The organism is Kitasatospora sp. NPDC029367, from assembly GCF_055569135.1.
Genome location: NZ_JBVHYH010000021.1, coordinates 19,719 through 42,767, shown reverse-complemented (window position 1 = coordinate 42,767; position 23,049 = coordinate 19,719). Strand labels below are relative to the sequence as shown.

At 72.9% G+C, this 23,049-nt stretch carries 23 protein-coding genes; 11 read left to right on the top strand and 12 right to left on the bottom strand.

Annotation, left to right across the window (positions count from 1 at the left end; genetic code table 11):
- Positions 1-14: 14 nt before the first annotated feature.
- The gene (locus ACZ4W5_RS14275; protein ID WP_465654577.1) at positions 15-533 is read left to right on the top strand and encodes an ArsR/SmtB family transcription factor; all 519 of its coding nucleotides are present in this window, start codon (positions 15-17) and stop codon (positions 531-533) included.
- A gap of 285 nt (positions 534-818) precedes the next feature.
- The gene (locus ACZ4W5_RS14270; RefSeq protein WP_465654575.1) at positions 819-1,337 is read left to right on the top strand and encodes a hypothetical protein; all 519 of its coding nucleotides are present in this window, start codon (positions 819-821) and stop codon (positions 1,335-1,337) included.
- Positions 1,338-1,471: 134 nt separating this feature from the next.
- Here ACZ4W5_RS14270 and ACZ4W5_RS14265 read toward each other — a convergent pair whose 3' ends face one another.
- From ACZ4W5_RS14265 to ACZ4W5_RS14255, 3 genes are read right to left on the bottom strand one after another with little or no spacing between them, the layout of a single operon-like run.
- Complete coding sequence (locus tag ACZ4W5_RS14265; RefSeq protein ID WP_465654573.1) at positions 1,472-2,167, bottom strand: class I SAM-dependent methyltransferase; 696 nt, start codon at positions 2,165-2,167, stop codon at positions 1,472-1,474.
- Between the two features lie 8 nt (positions 2,168-2,175).
- Positions 2,176-2,670, bottom strand: a complete 495-nt coding sequence (locus tag ACZ4W5_RS14260) for a hypothetical protein (RefSeq protein ID WP_465654571.1) — start codon at positions 2,668-2,670, stop codon at positions 2,176-2,178.
- A gap of 41 nt (positions 2,671-2,711) precedes the next feature.
- A complete protein-coding gene (locus tag ACZ4W5_RS14255) occupies positions 2,712-2,942 on the bottom strand; it encodes a hypothetical protein (protein WP_360230653.1) in 231 nt (76 codons plus the stop codon).
- Positions 2,943-3,068: 126 nt separating this feature from the next.
- Between ACZ4W5_RS14255 and ACZ4W5_RS14250 the strand changes: the two genes are divergently transcribed.
- The 3 genes from ACZ4W5_RS14250 to ACZ4W5_RS14240 all read left to right on the top strand — a co-directional run bounded on the left by ACZ4W5_RS14250 (position 3,069) and on the right by ACZ4W5_RS14240 (position 5,341).
- Positions 3,069-3,731 (top strand): hypothetical protein, encoded by a 663-nt coding sequence (locus ACZ4W5_RS14250; protein WP_465654569.1) that lies wholly within the window; start codon positions 3,069-3,071, stop codon positions 3,729-3,731.
- A gap of 253 nt (positions 3,732-3,984) precedes the next feature.
- The gene (locus ACZ4W5_RS14245) at positions 3,985-4,458 is read left to right on the top strand and encodes a hypothetical protein (RefSeq protein ID WP_465654568.1); all 474 of its coding nucleotides are present in this window, start codon (positions 3,985-3,987) and stop codon (positions 4,456-4,458) included.
- Positions 4,448-5,341, top strand: a complete 894-nt coding sequence (locus ACZ4W5_RS14240; protein WP_360230647.1) for a pentapeptide repeat-containing protein — start codon at positions 4,448-4,450, stop codon at positions 5,339-5,341. The genes ACZ4W5_RS14245 and ACZ4W5_RS14240 overlap by 11 nt, the downstream gene beginning before the upstream one ends.
- Before the next feature lie 88 nt (positions 5,342-5,429).
- Here ACZ4W5_RS14240 and ACZ4W5_RS14235 read toward each other — a convergent pair whose 3' ends face one another.
- The 3 genes from ACZ4W5_RS14235 to ACZ4W5_RS14225 form a co-directional block, all read right to left on the bottom strand.
- Entirely contained in the window at positions 5,430-7,613 is a 2,184-nt protein-coding gene (locus tag ACZ4W5_RS14235; RefSeq protein WP_465654566.1) for an acyltransferase family protein, read from the bottom strand.
- A 189-nt stretch (positions 7,614-7,802) separates the two neighbouring features.
- Positions 7,803-9,569: a glycosyltransferase family 2 protein gene (locus ACZ4W5_RS14230; RefSeq protein WP_465654564.1), complete on the bottom strand. Its 1,767-nt coding sequence runs from the start codon at positions 9,567-9,569 to the stop codon at positions 7,803-7,805.
- A 250-nt stretch (positions 9,570-9,819) separates the two neighbouring features.
- Positions 9,820-10,368 (bottom strand): GNAT family N-acetyltransferase, encoded by a 549-nt coding sequence (locus tag ACZ4W5_RS14225; protein ID WP_465654562.1) that lies wholly within the window; start codon positions 10,366-10,368, stop codon positions 9,820-9,822.
- 208 nt (positions 10,369-10,576) lie between these two features.
- Here ACZ4W5_RS14225 and ACZ4W5_RS14220 point away from each other — a divergent pair, with 208 nt between their 5' ends.
- The 4 genes from ACZ4W5_RS14220 (at position 10,577) to ACZ4W5_RS14205 (ending at position 14,752) form a co-directional block, all read left to right on the top strand.
- Positions 10,577-11,290 carry a hypothetical protein gene (locus ACZ4W5_RS14220; RefSeq protein WP_465654560.1) on the top strand — a complete coding sequence of 238 codons (714 nt, stop codon included), beginning with the start codon at positions 10,577-10,579 and terminating at the stop codon, positions 11,288-11,290.
- 265 nt (positions 11,291-11,555) lie between these two features.
- The gene (locus ACZ4W5_RS14215) at positions 11,556-11,957 is read left to right on the top strand and encodes a hypothetical protein (RefSeq protein ID WP_465654558.1); all 402 of its coding nucleotides are present in this window, start codon (positions 11,556-11,558) and stop codon (positions 11,955-11,957) included.
- Between the two features lie 822 nt (positions 11,958-12,779).
- Positions 12,780-13,445, top strand: a complete 666-nt coding sequence (locus tag ACZ4W5_RS14210; protein WP_360230635.1) for a response regulator transcription factor — start codon at positions 12,780-12,782, stop codon at positions 13,443-13,445.
- Positions 13,442-14,752 (top strand): sensor histidine kinase, encoded by a 1,311-nt coding sequence (locus ACZ4W5_RS14205; RefSeq protein ID WP_465654556.1) that lies wholly within the window; start codon positions 13,442-13,444, stop codon positions 14,750-14,752. Before ACZ4W5_RS14210 ends, ACZ4W5_RS14205 begins: the two co-directional genes overlap by 4 nt.
- Before the next feature lie 73 nt (positions 14,753-14,825).
- Here ACZ4W5_RS14205 and ACZ4W5_RS14200 read toward each other — a convergent pair whose 3' ends face one another.
- The 3 genes from ACZ4W5_RS14200 to ACZ4W5_RS14190 form a co-directional block, all read right to left on the bottom strand.
- Positions 14,826-16,046 (bottom strand): HEAT repeat domain-containing protein, encoded by a 1,221-nt coding sequence (locus ACZ4W5_RS14200; protein ID WP_465654554.1) that lies wholly within the window; start codon positions 16,044-16,046, stop codon positions 14,826-14,828.
- 166 nt (positions 16,047-16,212) lie between these two features.
- The gene (locus ACZ4W5_RS14195; protein WP_465654552.1) at positions 16,213-17,142 is read right to left on the bottom strand and encodes an ROK family protein; all 930 of its coding nucleotides are present in this window, start codon (positions 17,140-17,142) and stop codon (positions 16,213-16,215) included.
- A gap of 287 nt (positions 17,143-17,429) precedes the next feature.
- Positions 17,430-17,621, bottom strand: coding sequence for a hypothetical protein (locus ACZ4W5_RS14190; RefSeq protein WP_465654550.1), 192 nt, complete (start codon positions 17,619-17,621; stop codon positions 17,430-17,432).
- A 123-nt stretch (positions 17,622-17,744) separates the two neighbouring features.
- Between ACZ4W5_RS14190 and ACZ4W5_RS14185 the strand changes: the two genes are divergently transcribed.
- Entirely contained in the window at positions 17,745-17,870 is a 126-nt protein-coding gene (locus ACZ4W5_RS14185; RefSeq protein ID WP_465654548.1) for a hypothetical protein, read from the top strand.
- Between the two features lie 167 nt (positions 17,871-18,037).
- Here ACZ4W5_RS14185 and ACZ4W5_RS14180 read toward each other — a convergent pair whose 3' ends face one another.
- The 3 genes from ACZ4W5_RS14180 to ACZ4W5_RS14170 all read right to left on the bottom strand — a co-directional run bounded on the left by ACZ4W5_RS14180 (position 18,038) and on the right by ACZ4W5_RS14170 (position 21,808).
- Positions 18,038-19,069 (bottom strand): ABC transporter permease, encoded by a 1,032-nt coding sequence (locus ACZ4W5_RS14180; RefSeq protein ID WP_360230623.1) that lies wholly within the window; start codon positions 19,067-19,069, stop codon positions 18,038-18,040.
- Positions 19,053-20,672, bottom strand: a complete 1,620-nt coding sequence (locus ACZ4W5_RS14175) for a sugar ABC transporter ATP-binding protein (protein ID WP_465654545.1) — start codon at positions 20,670-20,672, stop codon at positions 19,053-19,055. The genes ACZ4W5_RS14180 and ACZ4W5_RS14175 overlap by 17 nt, the downstream gene beginning before the upstream one ends.
- Before the next feature lie 83 nt (positions 20,673-20,755).
- On the bottom strand, positions 20,756-21,808 hold the full coding sequence (locus ACZ4W5_RS14170; RefSeq protein WP_465654543.1) for a sugar ABC transporter substrate-binding protein: 1,053 nt from the start codon (positions 21,806-21,808) through the stop codon (positions 20,756-20,758).
- A 389-nt stretch (positions 21,809-22,197) separates the two neighbouring features.
- Between ACZ4W5_RS14170 and ACZ4W5_RS14165 the strand changes: the two genes are divergently transcribed.
- A complete protein-coding gene (locus ACZ4W5_RS14165) occupies positions 22,198-23,049 on the top strand; it encodes a fumarylacetoacetate hydrolase family protein (protein ID WP_465654542.1) in 852 nt (283 codons plus the stop codon).

Here is a 23,049-nt window from a genome sequence, read left to right as displayed (position 1 = left end):
TAACGCTTGATTGGGTGAGCCATCAACAGGACGAAGTCGAAAGCGAAGACGTGCAGCGGATCACCACGCCGCTCCAGCACACCGCGCTCGCCCACCCCATGCGCCAGCGCCTGCTGTTCGCCCTCAGCACCCGGCCGTCGACGATCAGCCGACTCGCCGCGCAGCTGGGAGCGAACAAGGGCAGCGTCTCCCACCACCTCAGGGTGCTGTGCGAGGCGGGGCTGGTCCAGGACGCGGGAACGCGGCGGGTACGCGGCGGCACCGAGAAGTACTACCGGCGGGCCGCCGAACGACTCCTCGTCGCCGAACCTCGGGCCGAGGGCACGGCCGCGCTGTTCGGGGCCGTCGCCCAGGAGCTGGACCGCTCACCCGTCGACCATCTCATGACGCTGCGTCACCTGCGGCTCAGCCCGGCCAAGGCGGCGAAGCTGGCCGAGGCGCTGGCCGCACTGGTCGACGGGGCCGAGGAGGACCCGGAGGGCGAGCCGGTGCACGGCCTCCTGGTGACGCTCTACCAGCAGGCCGGGGGGTAGCAGGTGGCGGCCGCCCCCGGTCGGCCGCCGGTCGCAGAGGGGCGGCCGGCGTCGCGGAGAGGGCCTGGAGAACGGTGACGTAGGAGCGTGCCGCCGCCGTACCCGCTGCCGTGCCGAGGTCGACGGCGATGTTGGTGGTTCGGAAGCCCCCCAGTTCATCGACAGAGTCCGCGACATCGTGGGCCTCTGAGGCGAGCCGCTGCAGGATCTCGTCCGCATCCTTCGTCCAGAGATCTTGATCGAATTCCTGGCGCAGGACGCTAGCCAGGCGTTATCTTCGCGATCATGAACAGAGTGCGAGCCACCAGGCTCATCGGGGCGGGCTTCGGGCTCGTCTTCGTCCAGGCCAACGCCGGTGCCCTTCCGAACGCCGCCGGCGTGCCCCTTCGGGTGCTCTCCATCGTCGCCTTCCTCTTCCTCGGGGTCTTCAACCGCCAGCCCATCCCCGCGACCGCCACGACCGTCTCCTCACCGCGGTTCGGTCGGCGCTACTGGCTCGTCGTCGCAGCCGAAGTCGTCGCCATAGCCGTCGGCCTCGCCGTCATCAACAAGGCCCTCCACACCCCCACGGCCACCGTCGGCTGGATCGCCTTCGTCGTCGGCGTCCACTTCTTCGGGCTCGCGACAGCCTGGAGCCGCCCCCAACTCCGCATCCTCGGTGGCTCGATGGCGGCCTGCGGTGCCCTCGGCATGGCTCTCGCCTTCCTCGGTGCCCCCACCGCCGCCACCTCCACCGTTGCCGGCATCCTCCCCGGTGCACTCCTCTTCGGCTCGGTCTGGTGGTCGAGCCGCACCACGGCCTAATTTCCTGCTCCAGGAACCGATCAGACAGGCCGTCCAGGCGGGCGTCCAAACAGGCCGTCCAGGAGCAGGCCGGCGACCTCGCGTGCGCGGGAGCAGGGCTCATGCCCGGATCGTTGCGCCCCCGGGGACCGCTGTCAGAGCAACGGCGGCGGAGGCCGGTGGCCGCGCTGAAAGACCAGCTCGGTCCAGCTCACGTCCGCGCGGGCGTGAAGGTCGGACCGCTCGCCCTGGTGGAGGAGGTGGAGGCCGTGGGCTTCCGCGAGGGCGGTGGTGTGGTCGGGCGGGAGGTCGAACATCCGGCGGCCGGGCGGGACGGGGCCGTGGCGCAGGGTGAGGGCGAGGCGGGCGCCGGGGGCGAGGAGGCGGGCCACAGCCCGCATGGCGGGCGGGCGTTCGGCGGGGGCGAGGTGCATCCACACGGCGGTGACCAGGACGAGGTCGTACTGCTCGCCCCGCGCCGTCAGCTCGGGCAGGTCGGGCAGAGCGTCGGCGATCCAGCGGATGCCTGCCCGAGGGTGCAGGCGGGCGCCGACGGCGCGCAGTTCGGGGGTCGGCTCGACGGCGGTGACCCGGTGGCCGAGGGCGGCGAGGGCGGCCGCGTCGCGGCCGGTGCCGGCGCCGATGTCGAGGACGGCGGCGGGCGCGGCCGGATAGAGGTGCAGCAGGGAGCGGTGGACCTCGGCGAAGTCCACGCTCTCGTACTGGACGGCGAGTTGTTCCGCCGCCTCGCCGTAGCCGACCGTCCCCGGCGGGCGCTCCTGGTCCGCCAGGCGCGCCGGGTCGGCGGGCCCTATCGGATCGGCAGGGCGTATCGGTTCAGTGGATCGCATCGGTTCCCTCATGCGGATTCCCGGACGACGACGGCATCCCCCGCAGCGGCCGCGCCGGCGAAGAAGTCCCGCAGTTCGCGCAGGTCGTTGACGACGCGGGCGGCCCAGGACTCGGACCAGGGCGGTTCGAGGTCGAGCTGGGCGACCCGCCGGGCGAGCACCGTGTCCTGCTGGCGGACGAGTTCGCCGAGCGCCGAGTCGCGCAGGAAGGTGAAGGCGGCGGCCACCTGGTCGGGCCGCAGCACCGGCATCCCGACCCCGATGTCACGGCGGGTGCCGCCGTAGACGGGGAGCCGGGCGGCCGGGTCGGGGTGGAGGCCGTTCTCGGTGAGGGCGAGTTCCATCAGGACGGCGGTCCGCCGTACGCCGAGGGCGAGTCCGGCGGCGACCAGCCGGTCGTAGCGGACGTCGCGGCTCCGGGGCACGAGTTCGCCGAGTTCCTCGGGCGAACAGGCGTCCACGGCCTGACCTGGCAGGCGGCGCCAGAAGTGATCCACGCTCACCCGGAAAGCGTAGCGAACCCGTCGTCGGGGCGATCACTGACTCAGGCTTCGCCGGGGTGCCAACTCGGCCACTCCCAGGGGCGGTCGGCCCAGTGCACCTTGACGGGGTCGTGCGGGTCGAGGTCGGGGAAGACCTGGTGGAGGCGGGGTTCGAACTCCTCGGGGGCGAGGGGTTCCCAGCCGTGGCCTTCGAGGTGGACGAGGCGGTAGCGACTGTCGGTCCGGAACTCGGCCACCTCGACCAGGTGTGCGGACGTGCTGTTGGTCTCCATGACCCCAGCATGTGGGTCGGCGGCAATCAGCGCCCGTCCAGGCCCCTCTTCCGGGTCATGTCCCGTGGTCGGCGCGCTCGTTGAGCACGGTAGAAACGGCGGGGGCGGCGCTGGAAGGACGAGCACATGACTGGGCAGCCCACCGGAGGACAGTGGCAGTGGCCGTCGAACGCCTGGCAACCACCTCCCGTACCCCTCCCGATCCCGTCGCAGGCGGAGCCGTTCCGCACGGCGCCCCCGCAGGCCGGGCCGTCGCAGGCGGAACCGCCGCCCGGCGGCACACCCCCGCCGCGGCGCCGGTCGCGGAAGGCCCGGGCGGTGGCGGCCGGCGGGACGCTGGTGGTGCTGGCCGCATTGCTGGTGATGTGCGGTCCGGGGTCGGGCGACGACGTCCGGGTGGTGGCCCTGCCGGAGGCCTCGCCGTCGGCCACGCCGTCCGGTCTGTTGCCGCTCGCTCCGCCGGCCGGCACGCCCTCGCCGTCCCCCGGCCCCTCCCCCACGCTGGCGGGCACCCCGGCCCTGCCGGGCGGCGGCGACCCGGCCGCGGCGGCCGCCCCGGGCAGCGGGGCGGAGCAGACGGGGGCCCAGCACGCCTCGGCCTCGCCGCACACCAAGGCGGGCCGCAGCCCGCGGCCGAGCCCGTCCGGCCGCCCGGCACCGAACGCGGGCCCGGGTGCGCCGGGGCTGCCCTCGCTCGGCCCGGGGACGATCTGCGACCAGGCGGAGCGGGTGGGCCGCTGGCCGGCCGGTTCCGAGCAGGCGCGGATCTGCCGCGGCGTCTACGGCTGACCGGAACGCCGACGCCCGCGCCAACACCGACCTCCACGCCCGCACCCACACCCACACCCACACCCGCACCCACGCCCAGGGCCCGATCGCTATACCACGGCGGGCCCGCCCCCGCCCCCGGAACGCCGGTGTTTCCCGAGGATCGGTGCCCTGCGGGGTGCCGGACCCGGCAGTGCACGGCCCGGTGCACCAGCATGGTCGGCGAGAGGGCCGTCGGGAATCAACGGTGCGGTGGGTGCGAGGAGTTGCTCGGATGCAGATGCTGGCTGCATGCCTGTGGGGGTTCGGTGGCGCGGCTGCCATCGAGGCGTGGACCCTCCACGAGCGGATCAACTCCGTGGGCGGCTTCCCGTGGACGTACCGGGGGCAGATGAAGCTGGCCCCGTACGTGGTGGCGGTGGCGATCCGGCTGAGCGTCGGGGTGATCGTGACAGCGGCGTCCACCGCCTCGAACCAGGTGGCGGGCCCAGTGGGGGCGTTGGCGATCGGCATCGCGGCGCCGCAGATCCTGCAGCAGATGTTCGCGCGCGGCCCGTCACGTCCGGAGCTCCCCTCGCCGCCCCGGACCGGTTCCGAGCCACGGCCCGGACCGCGCCGGACCCCGATCGTGCCCCGGGTGGACGACAGGGTGAACAACCGGGTGAACGACCGGGTGAACGCCAGGATGGGCGTCAGGTACGGCCCCGCCGACGGGGCCGACCAGCGGAGGAGGCGTCGTGGCCGGTGATTCCGTACGGGACGGACGGGGGTCGGCGGCGGCCCGGCCCGCGGAGCCGCCGAGGGAGGGCTTCCGGACCTGGCTGCGGGCCGCGCTGGCCTTCGAGCCGCTCCGGGTGCCCGGCCCGGGCGCGGTGCTCCACAACGCCGAGCTGGCCGGAGCCGACCTGTCCGGGGCGGACCTGCGGGCGGCGGACCTGACGGGCGCGAGCCTGGCCGGCGCGCGCCTGCACGACGTGGACCTGAGCTCGGCGATCATGACCGACATCAACCTCTGCCAGGCCGAACTGTGGCGCGCCGACCTGTCGGACGCGACGCTGGACGACGCGAACCTGTACGCCGCCGACCTGTCCGGCGCCACCCTGGTGCGGGCCCAGCTCTTCAACGCCCACCTGGCGGGCGCCCGGCTCCGCGACACCCGGCTGCCGGAGTCCGACCTGCGCTACGCCCTGCTCACCGGCGCCGCCATGGACGGGGCGGACCTGCGCCGGGCCCAGCTGTGCGGGGCGGTGCTGGCCGGGGCGACGCTGCGCGGCGGGGCCCTGGCCAGGGCCGACCTGAGCCAGGCGTACGTCACCTCGGCGGACCTCACCGGCGCCGACCTGTCCCGCGCGACCCTGGACCACGCCTGCCTCGCGGCCGCCGTCCTGGTCGACGGGAACTTCACGGGCGCCGGCCTGGCCCACGCCGATCTGACCGACGCGGACCTGACCGGCGCCCGGCTGGACGGCGCCGATCTGATCGGCGTCAGCTGGTCGCTGCGGACGGAGTGGCCCGCCCACCTCTACATGGACATCCGCAGCCGCTCCGAGGAGGTGGGGCCGGGGGTGTTCCGGATCGTCGGGGCGGACTCCCGCCTGGAGGAGCTGCCCCGCGAGCCGGTGCTGATCTGAGCCCGCGGGGCAGCGCGGGGCGGCAGGTCGGCGAGGGGAGGCGGGGGCGGCGCGGGGCCGCACGGCGTCCGTCACGCCCACCGGGTGCTCACTGCGCGCCCAGCACCCCCTTGTCGATCCGCGGCGCCAGCACCCGGGCCAGGGTGTCCGTGATGTGCCCGGTGTCCCGGTAGAGCACCACGCCCTCCAGCACGGCCGGGCAGCTCGCCCCGCTGCCCGGGCAGAGCAGCGGCCCGAGGTCGAGGGTGCGGACGCCGTAGCGGGCCGCGAGGCCGCCGTCGAGCATCGGGTCGGGCTCGAAGGCGGTGTCGCGGGGGAAGAAGCAGGCGTCGGAGCGGCCGTCGGAGGCGGCCAGGCAGGTGGGGATGTCCTTGCCCGGCATCGGGGTGTCGCCGAGGTAGGCGAGCGGGGCGCCGAGGGCGGTGAGGCGGTCGAGGGTGCGGGTCCAGCCCTCGGTGCGTTCCTCCTGGCTGCCGTAGCGGTTGAGGCCGGAGAACAGAACCAGCCGGGGCTTGGGCCCGGAGGTGAGCCGGGTGAGGGTGTTCTCGCGCCAGCGGTCGCACTCGTCGAAGGTGCGGCCGAGGACGTTGTTGCGCACGGTCAGGGTGGCCAGCGGGCAGCCGGGCTTGACCAGCACTTCCAGGGCCCAGTGCCGCTGCTCGGCGAGGGCGAGCCCGGCGGAGATCCACTGCCCGGCGTGCGAGTCGCCGAGCAGCACGATCCGGTCGGGGCTGTCCTGGTTGCCGAAGAGGCAGCGGGGGCTGCTGTCGGCGTTGAGCGGGATCTCGCAGCCCTTGCCGGGCGGGAAGTCCTCCCGGGCGCGGGCGAGCGAGGGGGTGAGGCCGAGCACCCGGGTGCCGGGCGCGAGCAGCGCGGGGCCGTCGACGGCCCCGGCGGGGGCGACGGTCCGGGCGTCCGCGGTGCCGCCGAGCGCGCGGACGGTGCCGCCGCCGAGGGTGAGTGCGGCGATCAGCGGGATGACGAGCGCGCTGGCGCCGACGGCGAGGCCGCGCCGGGGTGCCGGGCTGCTGCCGTACCGCAGGGGCTGTTCGACGAGCCGCAGGGTGAGCCAGGCGGGCAGCGCGCTGGCGGCGGTCAGGGCGAGCAGCACCGGCCAGGTCAGCTGGCCGTACCGGGCCTGGGCGATGGTCAGCACCGGCCAGTGCCACAGGTACCAGGCGTACGAGAGGCGCCCGGCGGCGCGCAGCGGGCTGCTGGCGAGGACGCCGCCGAGGATCCGGTCGGCGGGGGCGGCGAGCAGCAGGGCCGCGGTGCCGAGGACGGGCAGCAGGGCGGCCGCGCCGGGGAAGGGGGTGGTGCGGTCGTACCGGAGGACCGAGCCGAGCACGGCCGCCAGGCCCGCCCAACCGAGCAGCCGCAGCACCCAGGTCGTGGCCCGTCCGGAGCCGCGCCCGGCGACGGGGGCGGGAACGAGGTCACGGGCGCCAGAACGAGCGGCGAGGGCGCTGCCCAGCAGGGCGGCGCAGGCCCCGGCGGCGAACTCCCAGAGCCGGCTGCCGGTGGAGAAATAGGCGAGCGGCGCCGAGGTCGCCGTCCAGCGCAGGCAGAGCGCCAGCGAGGCCCCGCCGACGGCCAGGGTGGCGAGGGTGATCGCCAGGGTCCGGCGGCGCCCGTGCAGGTAGCGGGCGAGGCCGAGCAGCAGGACACCCCAGAGCAGGTAGAACTGGTTCTCCACGCCGAGGGACCAGAAGTGCTGGAGCGGGCTGGGGTCGTGTTCGGCGGCGAGGTAGTCGGTCTGTTGGCCGACGAAGCGCCAGTTGGCGAACTGGCCGGCGGCGGCGATCAGGTCGTGGGCGAGGTCGGTGCCGCGCAGCGGGTCGAGCAGGGCGCCGCCGGCGGCGGCGGTGGCGACCAGGACGGTGGCGGCGGCGGGCAGGATGCGGCGGGCGCGGCGGGCGGCGAAGTCCCACAGGCCGATCGGGCGGCCGGTGAGCAGACCGGTGATCAGGAAGCCGGAGATGACGAAGAAGACGTCGACGCCGACGAAGCCGCCGGTCGGGCCGGGGACGGCCGCGTGGTAGGCGAGGACGGAGAGCACGGCGATGCCGCGCAGTCCCTCGATGTCGGGACGGAAGGCGGCGCGGCGGCGGGGCTCACCCGTCGACGCGACGATGCCGGAGGCGGAGGAGGTGCCCGGGGCGGAGGCGGAGGTGGTTCCGGCGGCAGCGGCCTGCCGGTCCACCCGGACGACTCCGGGCAGCAGTTCTTCGGAGGACGTGGACGACGTCGGTGGTGGTACGGCCGTTGGCACGGCGGTGCTCCTTGCTGGGCTGGCGGCGATGGTCGGGCCCGCCGGGCCGATGGGGCGGCCGGGCGGCGGGGGTCCGCGCCGGTGGGGCGACGCGCAAGGAAACGCAGCGGGGAAGAACGAGCGGTTCAACAGGTCAACTAGTCAACAGGTCAACAGGTCAACCGACCGTCTGGTCGGCCGACCAACCGCTCAGAAGATCAGCGGGTCGGCCCAGCCGGAGGCGAGCACCCCGCAGAGCAGCAGCACCGCGGTGACGGCGACGGCTTCCGCCCGGCCGAAGCCGAGGTCGGGTCCGAGCCCGGTGCGGCGCCGCGTCGGTGCGGCGACCTCTCCGACGGCGGCGCCCTTGCCACCGTCCGCGGCCCGCACGGCCCGGCCCGCGCCGAGCAGCGGCCACAGCGACCTGATCAGCGGGATCATGGTGTACGCGGTGAGCCCGAGCAGCGCGGCGAGCGCCCAGAAGGGTCGCCAGCCGTACTCCAGCCCGGCGCGCACCAGGCCGGCCGTGCCCGCGAGGACGACGAGGCCGAGCCAGCCGACGCCGAGGCGGGCGACGCCGCGGGCCAGGGCGGTCCCGCCGGAGACGGCACCGGTGGGCACCCAGTCGGCGGAGCGGCGGCGCAGCGCGTGCGCGATGGCGACCACGTGGCAGAGCCCGCCCAGGAGTTGGACCCGGGTGACCTCGAAGCGCCAGCGGGTGCGGGACATCGCGGGCAGCAGCACCAGGGCGACCCAGATCGGCGGCAGGAAGGGCAGGACCTGCCAGGGCTGGATCTCCTCGGGCGCGAAGAACAGCATGATCAGCGCGGGCAGCGGCACGGCGAACACGTTCACCGCGCTGGTGACGTAGCCGAGGATGCCGTTCCAGAAGCACAGCCGGGCCGACCGGGGCAGCGGGCCGCCGCGGAAGTCCGGGTCGCGGACGAGGGCGAGCGAGCCGAGGCACCAGCGGTACTGCTGGCTGATGAAGGCGGGCAGGCCGGTGGGCGACATGCCCTTGGCGACCAGCGCGGGGACGTACCGGGTGCTCCAGCCGGCCCGGGCGAGGGCGAGGCCGGTGTAGAGGTCCTCGCTGTGGTCGATCTCGGCGAAGCCGCCGATCCGTCGCAGGGCGGCGCGCCGGTAGAGCGCGTTGGTGCCGCAGCAGACGGTGCCGTCCTGGGCGTCCCGGGAGGGCTGGATCCAGCGGTAGAAGATCTCCTGGGTCGCCCCGGCGGCGCGTTCGAGCCAGGACATGTCGGCGTCCGTGTCGAAGCACTGCGGGCTCTGCACGATGCCGACCTCGGGGTTGTCGAGGTAGGGCACCAGGTGGTGCAGGAAGTCGGGGCGGGGGCAGAAGTCGGCGTCGAGGACGGCGATGACCTCGCCGGTGCCCTCGGCCAGGCCGTGGTTGAGGTTGCCGGCCTTCTTGAAGCGGCCGCGGTCGGGGCGGGCGCGGTACTGGAAGCCGTAGGAGCGGGCGAGTTCGCGCACCTCGGGGCGGTCGGCGTCGTCGAGCACCAGGACGGTCAGCTCGCCGGGCCACTGGACGGCGGCGGTGTGCCGGTAGGCGTTGTCGAGGACGGCGAGCGGTTCGCCGGCGGTCGGCAGCAGCAGGTCCACGCTCGGGTGGCGGGCGGGGCTCCAGGCGCGCAGCAGCAGGTCGTGCGAGTCGCGGGTGAAGCGGCGGGCCCGCTGACCGTCGGTGAGCGAGAGCAGCCAGGTGGCGGCGTTGAGCACGGTGAGCACCAGGAACGGCCAGAGCAGCGGCTTGCTGAGGGCGAACAGGCCGAGGGTGGCGGTGGCTCCCGCGTAGGAGAGGGTGGCGCAGAGCAGCACCCAGCGGCGCTGCGGGCCGAAGTACCAGTAGAGCTCCTGGTCGTCGGGCGGGCTGGGGAGTCGGAGGTCGGGGTCCGCGGGCGTCCGGCGCGGACCGGTGTCGGGCGCGGACATGGCGGTGCCATGGAGTACGGGCATGCGGAAATGGCCCCCCTGGGCATCGGACGGAACTTCTCCGTACGTCCTCAGCCTCTCACATTGGTCTGGACCAATCATGAACGAGGTGTGACATCTCCGCATCGCCCCTGTTCAGCGACTTGACGTCGCATCAGTAGGACGACAGACCGTCAAACGATCAACGAATCCGCCCCTCGCCCGAACCCTCCCCGCACCCTCCCCGCACCCACCCCGGCACCCTCCCCGCACCCACCCCGACACCCCCGCGCCCCTACAGCTCCTTGACCAGCTGCTCGAACCGGAGGTCCGGACGGCGCGGGACGCCGAAGCGCTCGTCGCCGTACGGGAACGGGCTGTACACGCCGGTACGGCGGAAACCGCGGCGCTCGTACCAGGCGATCAGCTCCGCGCGCTGCTCGATGACCGTCATCTCCATCGCGCCGACCCCCCACTCCTCGGCGGCCAGCCGCTCCGCCTCGGCGAGCACCAGCCGCCCGATCCCGCCGCCCTGGAGGCCGGGGCGCACCGAGAACATGCCGAAGTACGCCCGCTCGCCCCGCCGTTCCAACTGGCAGCAGGCCATCAGTTCGCCGTCGCGCTCGGCCAGCAGCACCAGCCCGTCGCTGTGGCCGACGGCCTCCGCCACCCCCTCGGCGTCGGTGCGCTGCCCGCCCAGCAGGTCCGCCTCGGTGGTCCAGCCGGCCTTGCTGGCCTCACCCCGGTAGGCGGACTCGACCAGCTCGACCAGCGCCGGGACGTCGGCGAGGGTCGCGGGGCGGAAGGTCGGTTCACCGGGGGTCCTGGCGGCGGTCTCGGGCATGGAGCTACCTCGTTCTCGGGACGGTCGGCATTCCGGTGAATGTCGACTTTTATGCATCGTGCCACATCGCCCCTCTCCCCCTCCCCCGCCACCCCTCCCTCTCCCCCGCCGCTGAGGCCCCCGACTCAGCCGGCGCGAGCCGGAACACGGAGGCCAACGGGGGAGCTGCCATTCCGTGGCACTCCCGTCCGCCAGCAGGTGCTCCGCGATGAGGAGCGGGACCACGTCCAGGGGCACACCGCGGACGGTCCACCCGGACAGGCCGAACGGTCGACGGCTTCCGATTCAACTCGATTACTGGGGCAACAAGGTCCCCACCGGCTGCGCCCCCGACATCGGTGCCCACCAGTACTCCGCCCCCGACGACGCCTCCTGCCCGGGCGGCGGCCCGCACACCGGCCCGCTCGCTTCCGACACGGCCGGCAGCACCGCCCACGCCGCCCCGGCCACCCGCACGGCCACCCGCACCGCCCTCGCCACGACGTGTTCGCAGGCGTACCTCCCGCTGCCCGACCCGTCCTGCACCCCGGGCGTCACCAACCCGGACGTCAGCCAGGACACCATCGACGACACCATCTGCGTCCCCGGCTACAGCAAGTCGATCCGCCCGCCGACGAGTTACACCAACCGCTTGAAGGTCCAGCAGATCGGCGAGTACGGCTACGAGGACACCGACACCGCGGACTACGAGGAGGACCACCACATCCCGCTCTCCCTGGGCGGCCACCCGACCGACCCCCACAACCTCTGGCCCCAACCGCGCTACGGCACCGGCCCCGACGGCCTCACCGCCGCCGACAAGGACAAGGTCGAGTACAAGCTCTACCGCGCGGTCTGCAACCACCAGGTGAACCTGGACCCCGCCCAGCACGCCATCGCCACCGACTGGACCACCGCCCTCGCGGTACTCGGCCTCGACTGAGCCGGGTCATGGGCCGAGTCATGGGCCGGAACGGGGCCGCTACCCCGTTCCAACCCCGCGCGCGGCCCCATGGGACGCGCCCCTGGGCGAGCCTTGACAGGTCTGGTCGCGCGCCCCGAGACTCATCGCACCCGAAGTGTTCCGGCCACGCGGCCCCCGAAGATGTGCGAACGACCGGCAGTCCCCCTGCTCGCGTCCACTGCCGGGGCCGGCGCCGCCGAGCGGGTCAGTGGCTCCATGTTCCATGGAATCAGGGTGATGAACCATGACCAACATCCCGGCTTCCGGCGCATATTCCGCGCCCGGAGCGGTGCGTCCGCCGTCGATTCGATGGCCCGGTTCGGTCCGCAGGCCCGGCACGAGGGAGTTCGAACGGTCCGCAACGGACTGGCTGTTCGACCTGGCCCCGGCGCGCTGGCGACACGAGCAGGTGTTCCACCGCAATCCGCTGCACCTGGCCCACCTGGTCCGGCTCCACCTGGATGCCGAGATCCTCGCCGTGCAGGCGGGCTTGCGGGCGCTGCGAACGGCCCTGCTCGGCGCGCCGCGGCGCGCCGACGACACGGAGACCATCGAGGCCTACCTCCGCGAGCAGACCTGGGCGAAGGCCGTCCGCGAACAGGTCGGGCTGGTCGAGGACGCACTCCACCGGGTGCACCGGCGGTAGGCCGCACAGCGCACCGTGATCGTCCTGTAACGGACCGAAGCCGCTGCCGGTGCGCCCGTCACCGGCGCCGCCCGACCGACCCGGCCCATGCTCACCGAATCCTCAGCTGCTCCCAGCCAGGCTGTCGCCACGTACCGACGGTGGACGCAGGACGGAGCAGAGCCATGCAGGAGTCCATACGGAACGACCGGAAGGCCCGCCATCCGAGCGCTCGGCCCGGGACGGCCTCCCTGGTCCGGGCGGTACGGAAGCGCTGCACCTTCGCCGTGGTCGCCGCCCGGCGGCAGGTCGTCCGGCACTGGCGCCGGCTACCGGCGCGGGCCGGATCACTCCTCCGGCGGGCCTGCTTGGTGGCGGTCGTGCTGGCGGCGCTCCTGGCAGCGGAGGCCGCGCTGAGGACGACGGCGAGCCCGAGCGCGGTTTCCCCGAAGACGGTCTGTCGGCAGGCCGCAGCGACCGGGCAGCACCGGATCGCCGCTCGCCACTGCCGGGGCAACTCGGCCCGCTTCGTGGCAGGGATCAAGTCGGCGACCGGAGGCCATACCGACGCTCATCGAATCCTCAGGTTCCTGCTGCGATGATCCTCGACGTCGGCGGCGACGCCTTCCCGGTTCACGCGGAGGGGGAGGCAGCCGTGGACAACGCCGGTCCGTTGCCGTAGCGGCGGCCGCGGACCGGCGACTGGCTGTGCACCTCCCAGGTGTCGAATCCCCCCGGGCACGGGGAGGTGCACGGCCCTCTTCGGCACAGCCGTCCCGCATCGGGAGCTCCGCCGCCCGTCCGCCGACGCCTCCGTCATCGGGCGTCATTACCCTGAACGACATGCGAGTACTGGTGGTCGAGGACGACGAGGACCTGCGGTTCGCCGTAGCGGCCGCGCTGCGCGGCAACGGCCTGGCGGTCGATGAGGCCGCCGACCTTCCCGAGGCCGACGAGGCGTTGTTCGTCACCGCCTACGACTGCGTCGTGTTCGACCGGATGCTGCCTGCCGGTGATTCCGCGGACTACGTGCGCCGAATAAGGTCCGAAGGCCAGACCCTGCCCGTCCTCTTCCTCACCGCGCGTGACACCGTCGCCGACCGGGTCGAGGGCTTCGCCACCGGCGGCGACGACTACCTGGTGAAACCCTTCGCCGTGCCGGAACTGGTGGCCCGGGTCCGCAACCTGTGCCGGCGCACCGCCGTCACCCGCCCACCGGTGGTCCGCTGCGGCGGCCTGGAGATCGACACGGCCGGCCGCACGGTGCACCGCGACGGTGTCCTCCTGGCCCTCACGATCAAGGAGTTCGCCCTTCTGGAGACCCTCGCCGCCCGGCCCGGCGAGGCGGTCCGCCGCACCGAACTCATCGAACGCTGCTGGGACGAGCTGACCGAGCCCAACTCGAACGTGGTCGAGGTCCTGGTCTCCCAGCTCCGCCGCAAGCTGGGAGACCCGCCGCTGATCCACACCGTGCGCGGGGTCGGCTACCGCCTGGAGTCGCAGGCGTGAGCCGTCCGGCCCTGGCCGACCGCATCCGCCGCCCGCGCCGCCGCCGGACCCCGCCGACGCCGAAGGGCCGGATCCGGCGGCTGCGGCGCCGCATCGCCCTGCTCTTCGGCCTGGTCAGCGCGCTCGGCCTGGTCGGCATGGCGATCGTCGCCGTGCAGGGGGACGACCGGTCCTGGCGCGCCCAGGTCGACACCGAGCTCAGGCTCCGGACCAGCGAGATCGTCGCGAACCTGCATTACGACGAGGACGGCGACCTCAGCTACCCCGACCCGAAGGAGGGCGACTACGACTGCCCCCCGGTGACCCTGTTCAAGGAGTCCGGCGGTCAGGTCTCCCCGATCGCCGCTCCGCACCGGCCCTGCCTGGTCGTCCCCGCCGACGACCTGCAGGCCGTCGCCGACGAGGCCGGACGCGAGCAGGACACCGCCGAGAGCACCACGACGACACCGGACGGCCACCGACTCCACCTGTACGCCCAGCCGTTCCCCGGTCCGGGCGCGAACGACTCCGGGGCCGTCGCGGTCGCCGCGGTCGACATCTCGGGCAACGTGGACGACCACCAACGGCTGACCCTGCTCCTCACCATCGCCTGCGCGGTCCTGGTGGCCGCCTCGGCCGCGGCGGGCCGCTGGCTCGCCGGACGGGCCGTACGGCCGGCCCTGGCGGCACTCGACCAGCAGGAGGCGTTCTTCGCGGACGCCGCGCACGATCTACGCACCCCCGTCGCCTCGTTGCGCGTACTCGCCGAGACGGGGCTGCGCGGGGAGGCCGACAGCACCGAAGTCATGCGCCGCACGCTGCGCCAGTCCACCCGGATGAGCGAGCTGGTCGACGACCTGCTCACCCGGGCCCGGCTGCGGGCCGGTGCCGTACAGCTGGACCGGGAGCCGCTGCGGCTCGACCAGCTCGTCGACACCGTCGTCGCCGACACCCCGACGGACGGGCACCGGGTGACCGTCCGGACCGAGGCGGTGGTCGTGCTCGCCGACGCGGGCCTGCTGCGCCGCGCCGTCGCCAACCTCCTGGGCAACGCACTCACCCACGGCCACGCCCCGGGGCAGCCGGCCGACATCGAGATCACCGTCGCCTCGGACGGCACCGTCGCGGTGGACGACGCCGGTCCCGGTATCCCACCCGAGCTGGCCGAGTCCCTCTTCGAGCGGTTCCGCAGCGGAAAGGGTTCCAGCGGCCTCGGCCTGTCGATCGCCGCCTGGGTCGCCCACGCCCACGGTGGTTCGCTCACCGTCGCCACCAGCGACCGGGGCGGGACCAGGTTCCTCCTGCGGCTGCCCGTCCAGAAGCGCTGACGCTCCCGCCCCGCCCGCGGCGGGCGCAGGCTCATCGCGGAGGTGCCCGATTCGGCCTCACCGGCACCCGACGTCAGATGTCGGCCTGTCGGCCGGTCTGGACACTCCCGACGTATACCCGTAGGTCGGAGCGCCCGGTCGGCACCTTCCACCGGTTCAGAGCGTCCGCTACGTGGTACGGCCAGCCGACGTCGTCCTGGTCGGCGAGGAACCGCACGACCCGCTGCTGCACGTCGCTCAGATCTCCGAAGGACTGCGGCACTTCGGCGGGCTCGCCCGGGAAGACCAGCGTGAACAGCCCGTGTGCCGTGTAGTACCTGTCGGGGTGCCAGTCGACGCCCGTGCAGTCGGCCAGGCCGACAAGCATGGCCTCGACCGCCCGGGGCGTCGTGGCCTCGGACGTCTCGGCCAGGGCCAGCACTGCGAGGCCTCTGTAGGAGCCGCTCAGGAAAGGCATGGTCTCGGTCCTCTCCGGCGGCCTGGCGATGACCCGGATCAGCACGTCGACGACGGCCGGGTCGGCGATGCCGAGCCGTGTCAGCGCGAAGGCGGAGGCCCAGCGCAGCTCGACGACAGGGCTGTCGAGGTAACGTTCGACGAAGGGGACGGCCGCCGGATCGCCGAGCAGCCCGAGGGCGACCAGGCCCGTCGCCGCGACGCCGGGCGAGGCCTCATCGGCGACGAGCGCCTCCAGCAACGGAATCGACGTCGAAGCCGACTCGGGGAACCACGCGAACAGGTTCGCCGTCTCGGCGCGCAGCTCAGGGCTGTCCGAGGTCAGCAGGACGGCGAGTGCGGGAAGTGCCTCCCGAACGGCGTTGTAGGAGGACACGATCGCTTCGGCGTCGATGAGGATCTGCTCGCAGCTCGCCTCGCGCCACTGGCGCTGCTCGTCGTCCGTGGCTTCGGCGATCCACCTGGCCCGGTCCTCGGCCTCACCTCGCAGCGTTGCCAGATGGCCGCGGTCCTCCCGGGGGTCGTAGCCGTCCGGCAGGTGGTTGTTGTCCAACCCGATCGCGATGGCGACCAGCAGAGCAACGAACCGGTGCCTGTCGACCAACCTCGGATCGAGCGCCATCCGCACAAGAAACGGAACGGTGTACACCGCAGCCTGCGATCGCGTGCCCTGGTGCACGATGTGGTTCGCGAGCTGCACACTCGGCGGGTAATCGCCCTCCCGGTCCCCCGCCTGCATCGCCCTGAGGTGTCCGGGAACGTCGTCGGCCCTGCCGTAGGAGTGCCGCAGTTCAGCCCAGGGCACATCGTCCAGGCCGGCAAGAGGGTCGCTGATCACAGCGACAGATCCTGGCACATCAGGGGTTCGACTTCGACTTCGAACCTGCCGCAGAGGCTGTCCCCCTCCTCAGCACCGTGGTCCGTCCCTCCAAAGGCCTCTGAACCCAACCCCGTTCGCTTCCTGACCTGGCCGTCTGTTGCCCCGGACCTTCGGAAGCCGGCTCTCACCCGGGTGCGGCAGCCGCCAGTGCGTCGCGGGCTGCCGCCTGCCCGAGCGCCAGGGCGCCCAGGAACGGGGTGTTGAGGGGGAAGTCCGCCAGGACGAGGTCCGGCGGGTGGGGCACGGCGGCGGCGAGGGCCCTGCTCAGCGGCGGGTGCAGGACGTCCCAGGCCCGCGCCATGCTGCCGCCCACCGCGATGCGCTCCGGGTCGACCGCGATGGCCAGGTTCGTGAGGTGGAAGGCCAGCTCGGCGGTGAACTCGGCCAGAAGACCGGCCAGTTGCGGGTGTCGGGCAGCATCGGCGAGGGCGTGGCACGCGTTGTCCAGGCCCGGGAGCACGGTGAGGGCTTCTTTCAGGAGTGCCTTGCCGCTGACGGCCTCCTCCAGCAGGATCCGGTCCTCGGTCGGCTGCCCCACGTCGGCGATCCGGCGCAGGTTGCGGCCGATCCCGCCGGCGGTGCCGTTGCGGCCGAGGACGACCTCGCCGCCGACCACGATGGCGACGGCCAGGCCGGTGCCCAGGTTCAGGTAGACCGCCGGGTCGGCGCCGGCCAGGGAACCGTACTCGGCCTCCACCCGGGCGGCGGCCATCACGTCGGTGGCGACCCGGACCCGGGCGCCCCCGAACGCGGACGCGAGTTCGCGGCGCACGGCCGGGCTGCTCCAGTCCTGATCGGTCGGCGGGGCGGCGCCCGCCCGTTCGCCCAGGACGCCGAGCATCGAGACCCCGACCCCGATCGTCGCCCGGCCGGGCGCCACCCGCTCCAGCAGGACCCTCGCGGCACCCACGGCCCGGGCCAGGCAGCCTGCGGGGCTCGGCTCGGTGTGCGTCGGCACCACGTCCGACCCGAGCCGGACACCGCCCGTGTCGGTCGCGGCGACGGCGATCCGGGTCCCGCTGATGTCGAAGCCCAGCACTACAGGCGATGGCACGCGCCGCTCCTTGCTCCTGGATGTCGCCGGGGGGCTCTCCGCCGCACCCCGGCCAGCCACTCACAGTGCCACGGGGACCCTGAGGATCTGATGAACCGTCCTGCCCCGCCCCGCCGTCCCACCGTCCGCTTCCGCCGGGCGGTTGCCCTCCCACCCAGATATAGTTAAACTTCGTTACGAAGAAGCCGCGGCTCCCCTGGTCGGCGTCCGACGGCGGACGGCCCGACCCACCGACCGGTCCGGTGTGTGCCACTCGTTCCGCACAACGAGCGGCACCCACCGGGCCCTCAACCCCCGACCCCCAAGCAGGAGAGCAGGAACCGCTTCACCTGGGTGGCGTGGAAGCGGTCACGGGCGTACTCGCGGCTGGAGCACAGCAGAACGGGGGCGTCCTGCGGGTCGTCCGGGAGGCGGCCGTGGCTGCCGCGGACGCAGGACGGGTCGGTGGGCACCACCGACTCCCGCGCCAACGCCGCCATCGCCGAAGTCGGTCTCCACCGGCGGGTCACCGGACTCGCGGCCACCTGCCCTCCGGGAGCGCGCTCCCGCCGGCCTGCGCGGCACCCGCGCTGCACGTCTTCGCGGCCGACGTCAGCAACCGCGTGGTCAGCCTGCGCGCCCACGCCGACCACCGGATCGTGTCGGCGACCGACGCGGGCGCCTCGCCGCTGGTCGCCGGCAGCACCTCCGTCGGCCCCGCGGAGAAGTCCGACCTCATCGATAGCTGACGGACCGTCAAGAGCATGTCTTCCCGTGCCGCTTCCGACGCGGACGGGGCTCCGGCACGCCACCGAAGTGGTCGGGCCCGGGCCGGGGAGAGAAAGGCCGGAGCGGCGCGACCAGTTCCCCCGATGGACTGGTGGCGCCGCTCCGGCGGTTCAGGTCGTGGGACCGGTCACTCCTGTTTCTCGCCGGAGGCGTAGCGGGAGATGATCAGCGCGATGATGATGATCGCGCCGTTGAGGAACTGGTTCCACAGGGGTGGCACGCCGGCGAGGGTCATGACGTTGACCACCAGCTGGAGGGTGAGGACACCGGTGAGGGCGCCGAAGAGGGTGCCGCGGCCGCCGTTGAGGCTGACGCCGCCGATGACGGTGGCGGCGAAGACCTGGAAGATCCAGCCGTTGCCCTGGTCGGCGGAGATGGAGCCGTAGTGGCCGGTGTAGAGGATTCCGGCGAAGGCCGCGAGCAGGCCGCCGAGGATCAGCACGGCCCAGACGATCCGGTCGACGCGGATGCCCGCCGCCCGGGCCGCCTCCGCGTTGCCGCCGATCGCGTAGAGGGCGCGGCCGTGCCGCAGCCAGGCGAGCGCGCTGCCGCCGGCGAGGAAGAGCAGGGCGCAGATCCAGATCGCGGCCGGGACGCCGAGCCAGCTCGCGCTGCCGAGGTAGCGGAAGGAGTCGGGCACGTTGACGATGGACTGGCCCTGGGAGACGGCGACTTGGAGGCCGCGCAGCAGGGTGAGCGCGCCGAGGGTGACGATGAAGCCGTTGAGGCGCAGCTTGAGGATCAGGAAGCCGTTGATCGCGCCGATGAGCGCGCCGACCAGCAGGCACAGTGGGATGGCGGTCCATTCGGGGAACAGCCCGAGGCCGTTGAAGCGGGCGCCGTGGTCGGGCAGGACGAGCCAGACGGCGATCACCGGGGCGACGCCGATGGTGGACTCCAGGGAGAGGTCCATCCGTCCGGCGATCAGGATGAGCGCCTCGGCGAGGACCAGCAGGCTCAGTTCGGTGGCCTGCTGGCCGACGCCGAGGAGGTTGTCGGAGGTGAGGAAGGCGGGCGAGACGATGAAGCCGATGACGCCCAGCACGAGCAGGACCGGCACGAGGGAGAGGTCGCGGTAGCGGGCGAGCTGGAATCGGCGCTCGGCGCCACCGGCGACGGCGGTGGCCGCGTGGGGGCGGACCTCAGTGGTGGGAGGCATGGGGTTCCTTCGTATCGGTCGGGCCGGACACGCCCTCCATGGCTGCGACCAGCTGTTCGTCGCTCCAACCGTGCTCGAACTCGGCGACGACGCGGCCGTGGAACATGGCCAGGACTCGGTCGCAGACCCGCAGGTCGTCGAGTTCGTCGGACACGATCAGGGCGGTCCTGCCGGCCTCGGCGACCTCGCGCACGGTGCCGAGCAGGGACTCCTTGGACTTGATGTCGACGCCGTTGGTGGGCCGGATCGCGACCAGGACGTGCGGTTCGGTGGCCAGCGCCCGGGCGATCACGACCTTCTGCTGGTTGCCGCCGGACAGGGCCGACACCGGGGCGGAGGCGCCGGGCGTCTTGATGTCCAGGTCCTTGATCATCCGCTCGGCGAACGCCCGGGTGCGTGCGGGCAGTACCGTGCCGAAGGGGCCGAGCTGGTCGGTGACGGTCAGGGTGGCGTTCTCGGCGACGCTGCGCTGGGGGATGATGCCCTGGACGTGCCGGTCCTCGGGGACGAAGCCGATGCCGGCCGCGAGGGCCGCGTGGACCCGCCCGGTGCGGACCGGACGGCCTGCGACGGTGACCGTGCCGCTGGCGGGCCTGTGCAGGCCGGCGAGGGTCTCACCGAGTTGGACGTTGCCGCTCGCGGCCGCCCCGGCCAGCCCCACCACCTCTCCGGGGCGCGCGGTCAGGGAGAAGTCCGCGTAGGCGCCGGCCAGGGTGAGGCCGGAGACGTCCAGCAGCGGGTCGGCGGCCGGCAGCGGGTCGCCGTCCGGGCGCCTCCGCCGCTGCACCGACCACGCGGGTTCGCTGCCGCCCGCCCGCTCGCCCGTCATCGCCTCCACCAGTGCCTGCTGGTCCAGTTCGGCGACCGGTGCGGTGATGATGTGCCGGGCGTCGCGGTAGACCGTGACGGTGGCGCAGAGGTCGTAGACCTCCTGGAGGTGGTGGGAGATGAACAGGAAGGCGACGCCCTGCTCCTGCAGTGCGCGCAGCTTGTCGAAGAGCCGCTCGATGCCGCGGGCGTCCAGCTTGGCGGTGGGCTCGTCCAGGATGATGAAGCGGGCCCCGAAGGACAGGGCCCGGGCGATCTCGACGAACTGGCGCTGCTCGACGGTCAGTTCCTCGGCGCGCGCGGTGGGGTCGACGTCCACGCCGTACTCGGCGAGCAGTTCGGCGGCGCGGTGGCGCAGCTGCTTCCAGCTGATCGGGCGCAGCGCGGAGCCGCCCTTCCTGTTCAGGCTGTCCCTGTTCAGGCTGTGCCGGTTCAGGCTGTGTCTATTCAAGAAGAGGTTCTCGGCGACGGTCAGCGCGGGAATGATCATGGAGCGCTGGTAGACGCAGGCGACCCTGGAGCGCCAGGCGTCGGTGTCGCCGGGGGCCGGTGCCGGTTCGCCGTTGAAGCGCAGGGTGCCGGTGTCGGGGTTCTGCAGGCCGGTGAGGATCGACACGAGGGTGGACTTGCCCGCGCCGTTCCGGCCGACGAGGGCGTGCGACTCGCCGGGCGCGACCGAGATGCGCGCGTCGCTGAGGGCTACGGTGGCGCCGAAGCGCTTGCTGATCCCGTCGGCCTCGACGACGGGGCCCCGGACGGGGCTGGCGTCCGCCATGGGGGATGTCCTTTCCGCTGGGGGATTTCCGGGAGTGGCGGCTCGGGAACCGTGCCCGCCGCCGCTCAACGGGGTCCGGGGGACTACTTGCTGACGCTGTTGCCCCAGAGGCTCTTGTCGTCGACGTTGTCCTTGGTGACGAGGGGCGCGGGCAGTTGGTCCTCGAGGCCGTTGGGCAGCTGGATGACGGTGGACTGGTGGTCGGTCGGGCCGGGCTGGAAGGTCTTGCCCTCGGCGCCGGCCTGCGCGTAGAACAGCGCGTACTTGGCGTAGAGGTCGGCGGGCTGGGAGACGGTCGCGTCGATGTCGCCCTTGCGGATGGCGTCGAACTCCTGCGGGATCCCGTCGTTGGAGACGATGGCGATGTGGCCCGGCTGGCCGGCCGGCTTGAGCAGGCCCTTCTGCTGGAGCAGCGCCAGGGTCGGCTGCAGGAAGACTCCGCCGGCCTGCAGGTAGATGCCGCCGAGGTCGGCGTTGGCGGCCAGCGTGGACTGGAGCTTCGCCGAGGCGACGTCCCCCTTCCACTCGGTGGCCAGCTCGATCACCTCGATGCCGGGGAACTTCTCCTTCATGCAGGCGGAGAACGCCTCGGAGCGGTCGCGCCCGTTGATGGAGCTCAGCGCGCCCTGCAGTTCGGCCACCTTGCCCTTGCCGCCGAGCTGCTTGCCCAGGAACTCGCACGCCTTGGTGCCGTAGGCCTTGTTGTCGGCGCGCACCACCATGTAGACGTTGCCCTTGTCGGGGCGGGTGTCGACGCTGACCACCGGGATCTTCTTGGCGGACAGCTGCTCGAGGGTGGAGGCGATCGCCCCGGTGTCCTGCGGAGCCATCACGACGGCCTTGGCGCCGGTGTTCTGGAAGACCTGGACGTTGGCGACCAGCTTGGTCACGTCGTTCTGCGAGTTGCTGACCGGCAGGGTGTTCAGGCCCTGGGAGGAGGCGTCCTGCTTGACGTACTGGGCGTAGGAGTTCCAGAAGTCGGAGTCCGCACGGGGCAGGTCGACGCCGATCGCCGGCTTTCCGCCGCCCGAGGCGGACGAAGTCCCGTCGCTGCCGCGGTTGCAGGCCGTGGCGAACCCCGCCAGGACGACCACGGTGGCGGCCGTGGCCGCGATTCTGGAGGAGCGAAGCTTCATGGTGCTGATCTCCTTGGCTGGGATGCCGGCGTCCTGGGGACTGGGTGGGAACCGGTTCGGTCCGCGACGGAGGAGCGGATCACACCTCCCGCAGTCATCGGATGGCTTGCGGTAGTGAGGACCTTACGAGGCTGTCATCAGGCTGACAAGAGAAGACCTCGGATGATTCCGAACCGTAACATCAAGGTTTCCAACCCGCAGGGAAAAGACCTGTGACCTGCACTCTGACCTGCACATATGCCAGAGCTGGCGGCTCGGCGCCGCGACCGGCGCCCGATGACTCCTTGCGATGACGCCACTCCCGCTCGTATGGTCGGAGCCCGGCAGATTCATCCGATGTATTGCCGGTGGAGGGCGACGACCTCCGGAATGACGACAGGAGACCCGGCATGAAGCTACTGCGCATCGGCGCTCCGGGGGCGGAAGTCCCGGCGGTCCTCGGCGAGGACGGTGCGGCCTACGCCCTCTCGGAACTGACCGACGACATCGACGGACCCTTCCTCGCCTCCGGCGGACTCGACCGGGCCCGGGAGGCACTGGCCGCGGGTGCGCTGCCGCTCATCGACCCGGCCGGCCGGCGGATCGGTCCGCCCGTCGCCCGGCCGGGCAAGGTGGTGTGCATCGGCCTCAACTACCGCGACCACGCCGAGGAGACCGGGGCCGCCGTCCCCGAGCGCCCGGTGGTCTTCATGAAGGACCCGTCCACCGTGGTCGGCCCCGACGACCCGGTGCTGATCCCGCGCGGTTCGGTGAAGACCGACTGGGAGGTGGAACTCGCGGTCGTCATCGGCCGGGAGGCCCGCTACCTCGCCGACCCGGCGCAGGCCCCGGAGTGCATCGCGGGGTACGCGATCAGCAACGACGTCTCCGAGCGGGAGTTCCAGCTGGAGTACTCCGCCCAGTGGGACCTGGGCAAGTCCTGCGAGACCTTCAACCCGCTGGGACCCTGGCTGGTCACCCCGGACGAGGCCGGCGATCCCCGGGCGCTGGGCCTGCGCCTCGCCGTCAACGGCGAGACCCGCCAGCGCGGCAACACCAAGAACATGATCTTCGACGTCGGGTACGTCGTCTGGTACCTCAGCCAGTACATGGTGCTGCGTCCCGGCGACGTCATCAACACCGGCACCCCGGCCGGCGTGGCCCTGGGCCTGCCCGGCACCCCCTATCTGCGCGCGGGCGACACCGTCGAGCTGTCCATCGACGGCCTCGGCACCCAGCGTCAGACCTTCGTCAACGCGTGA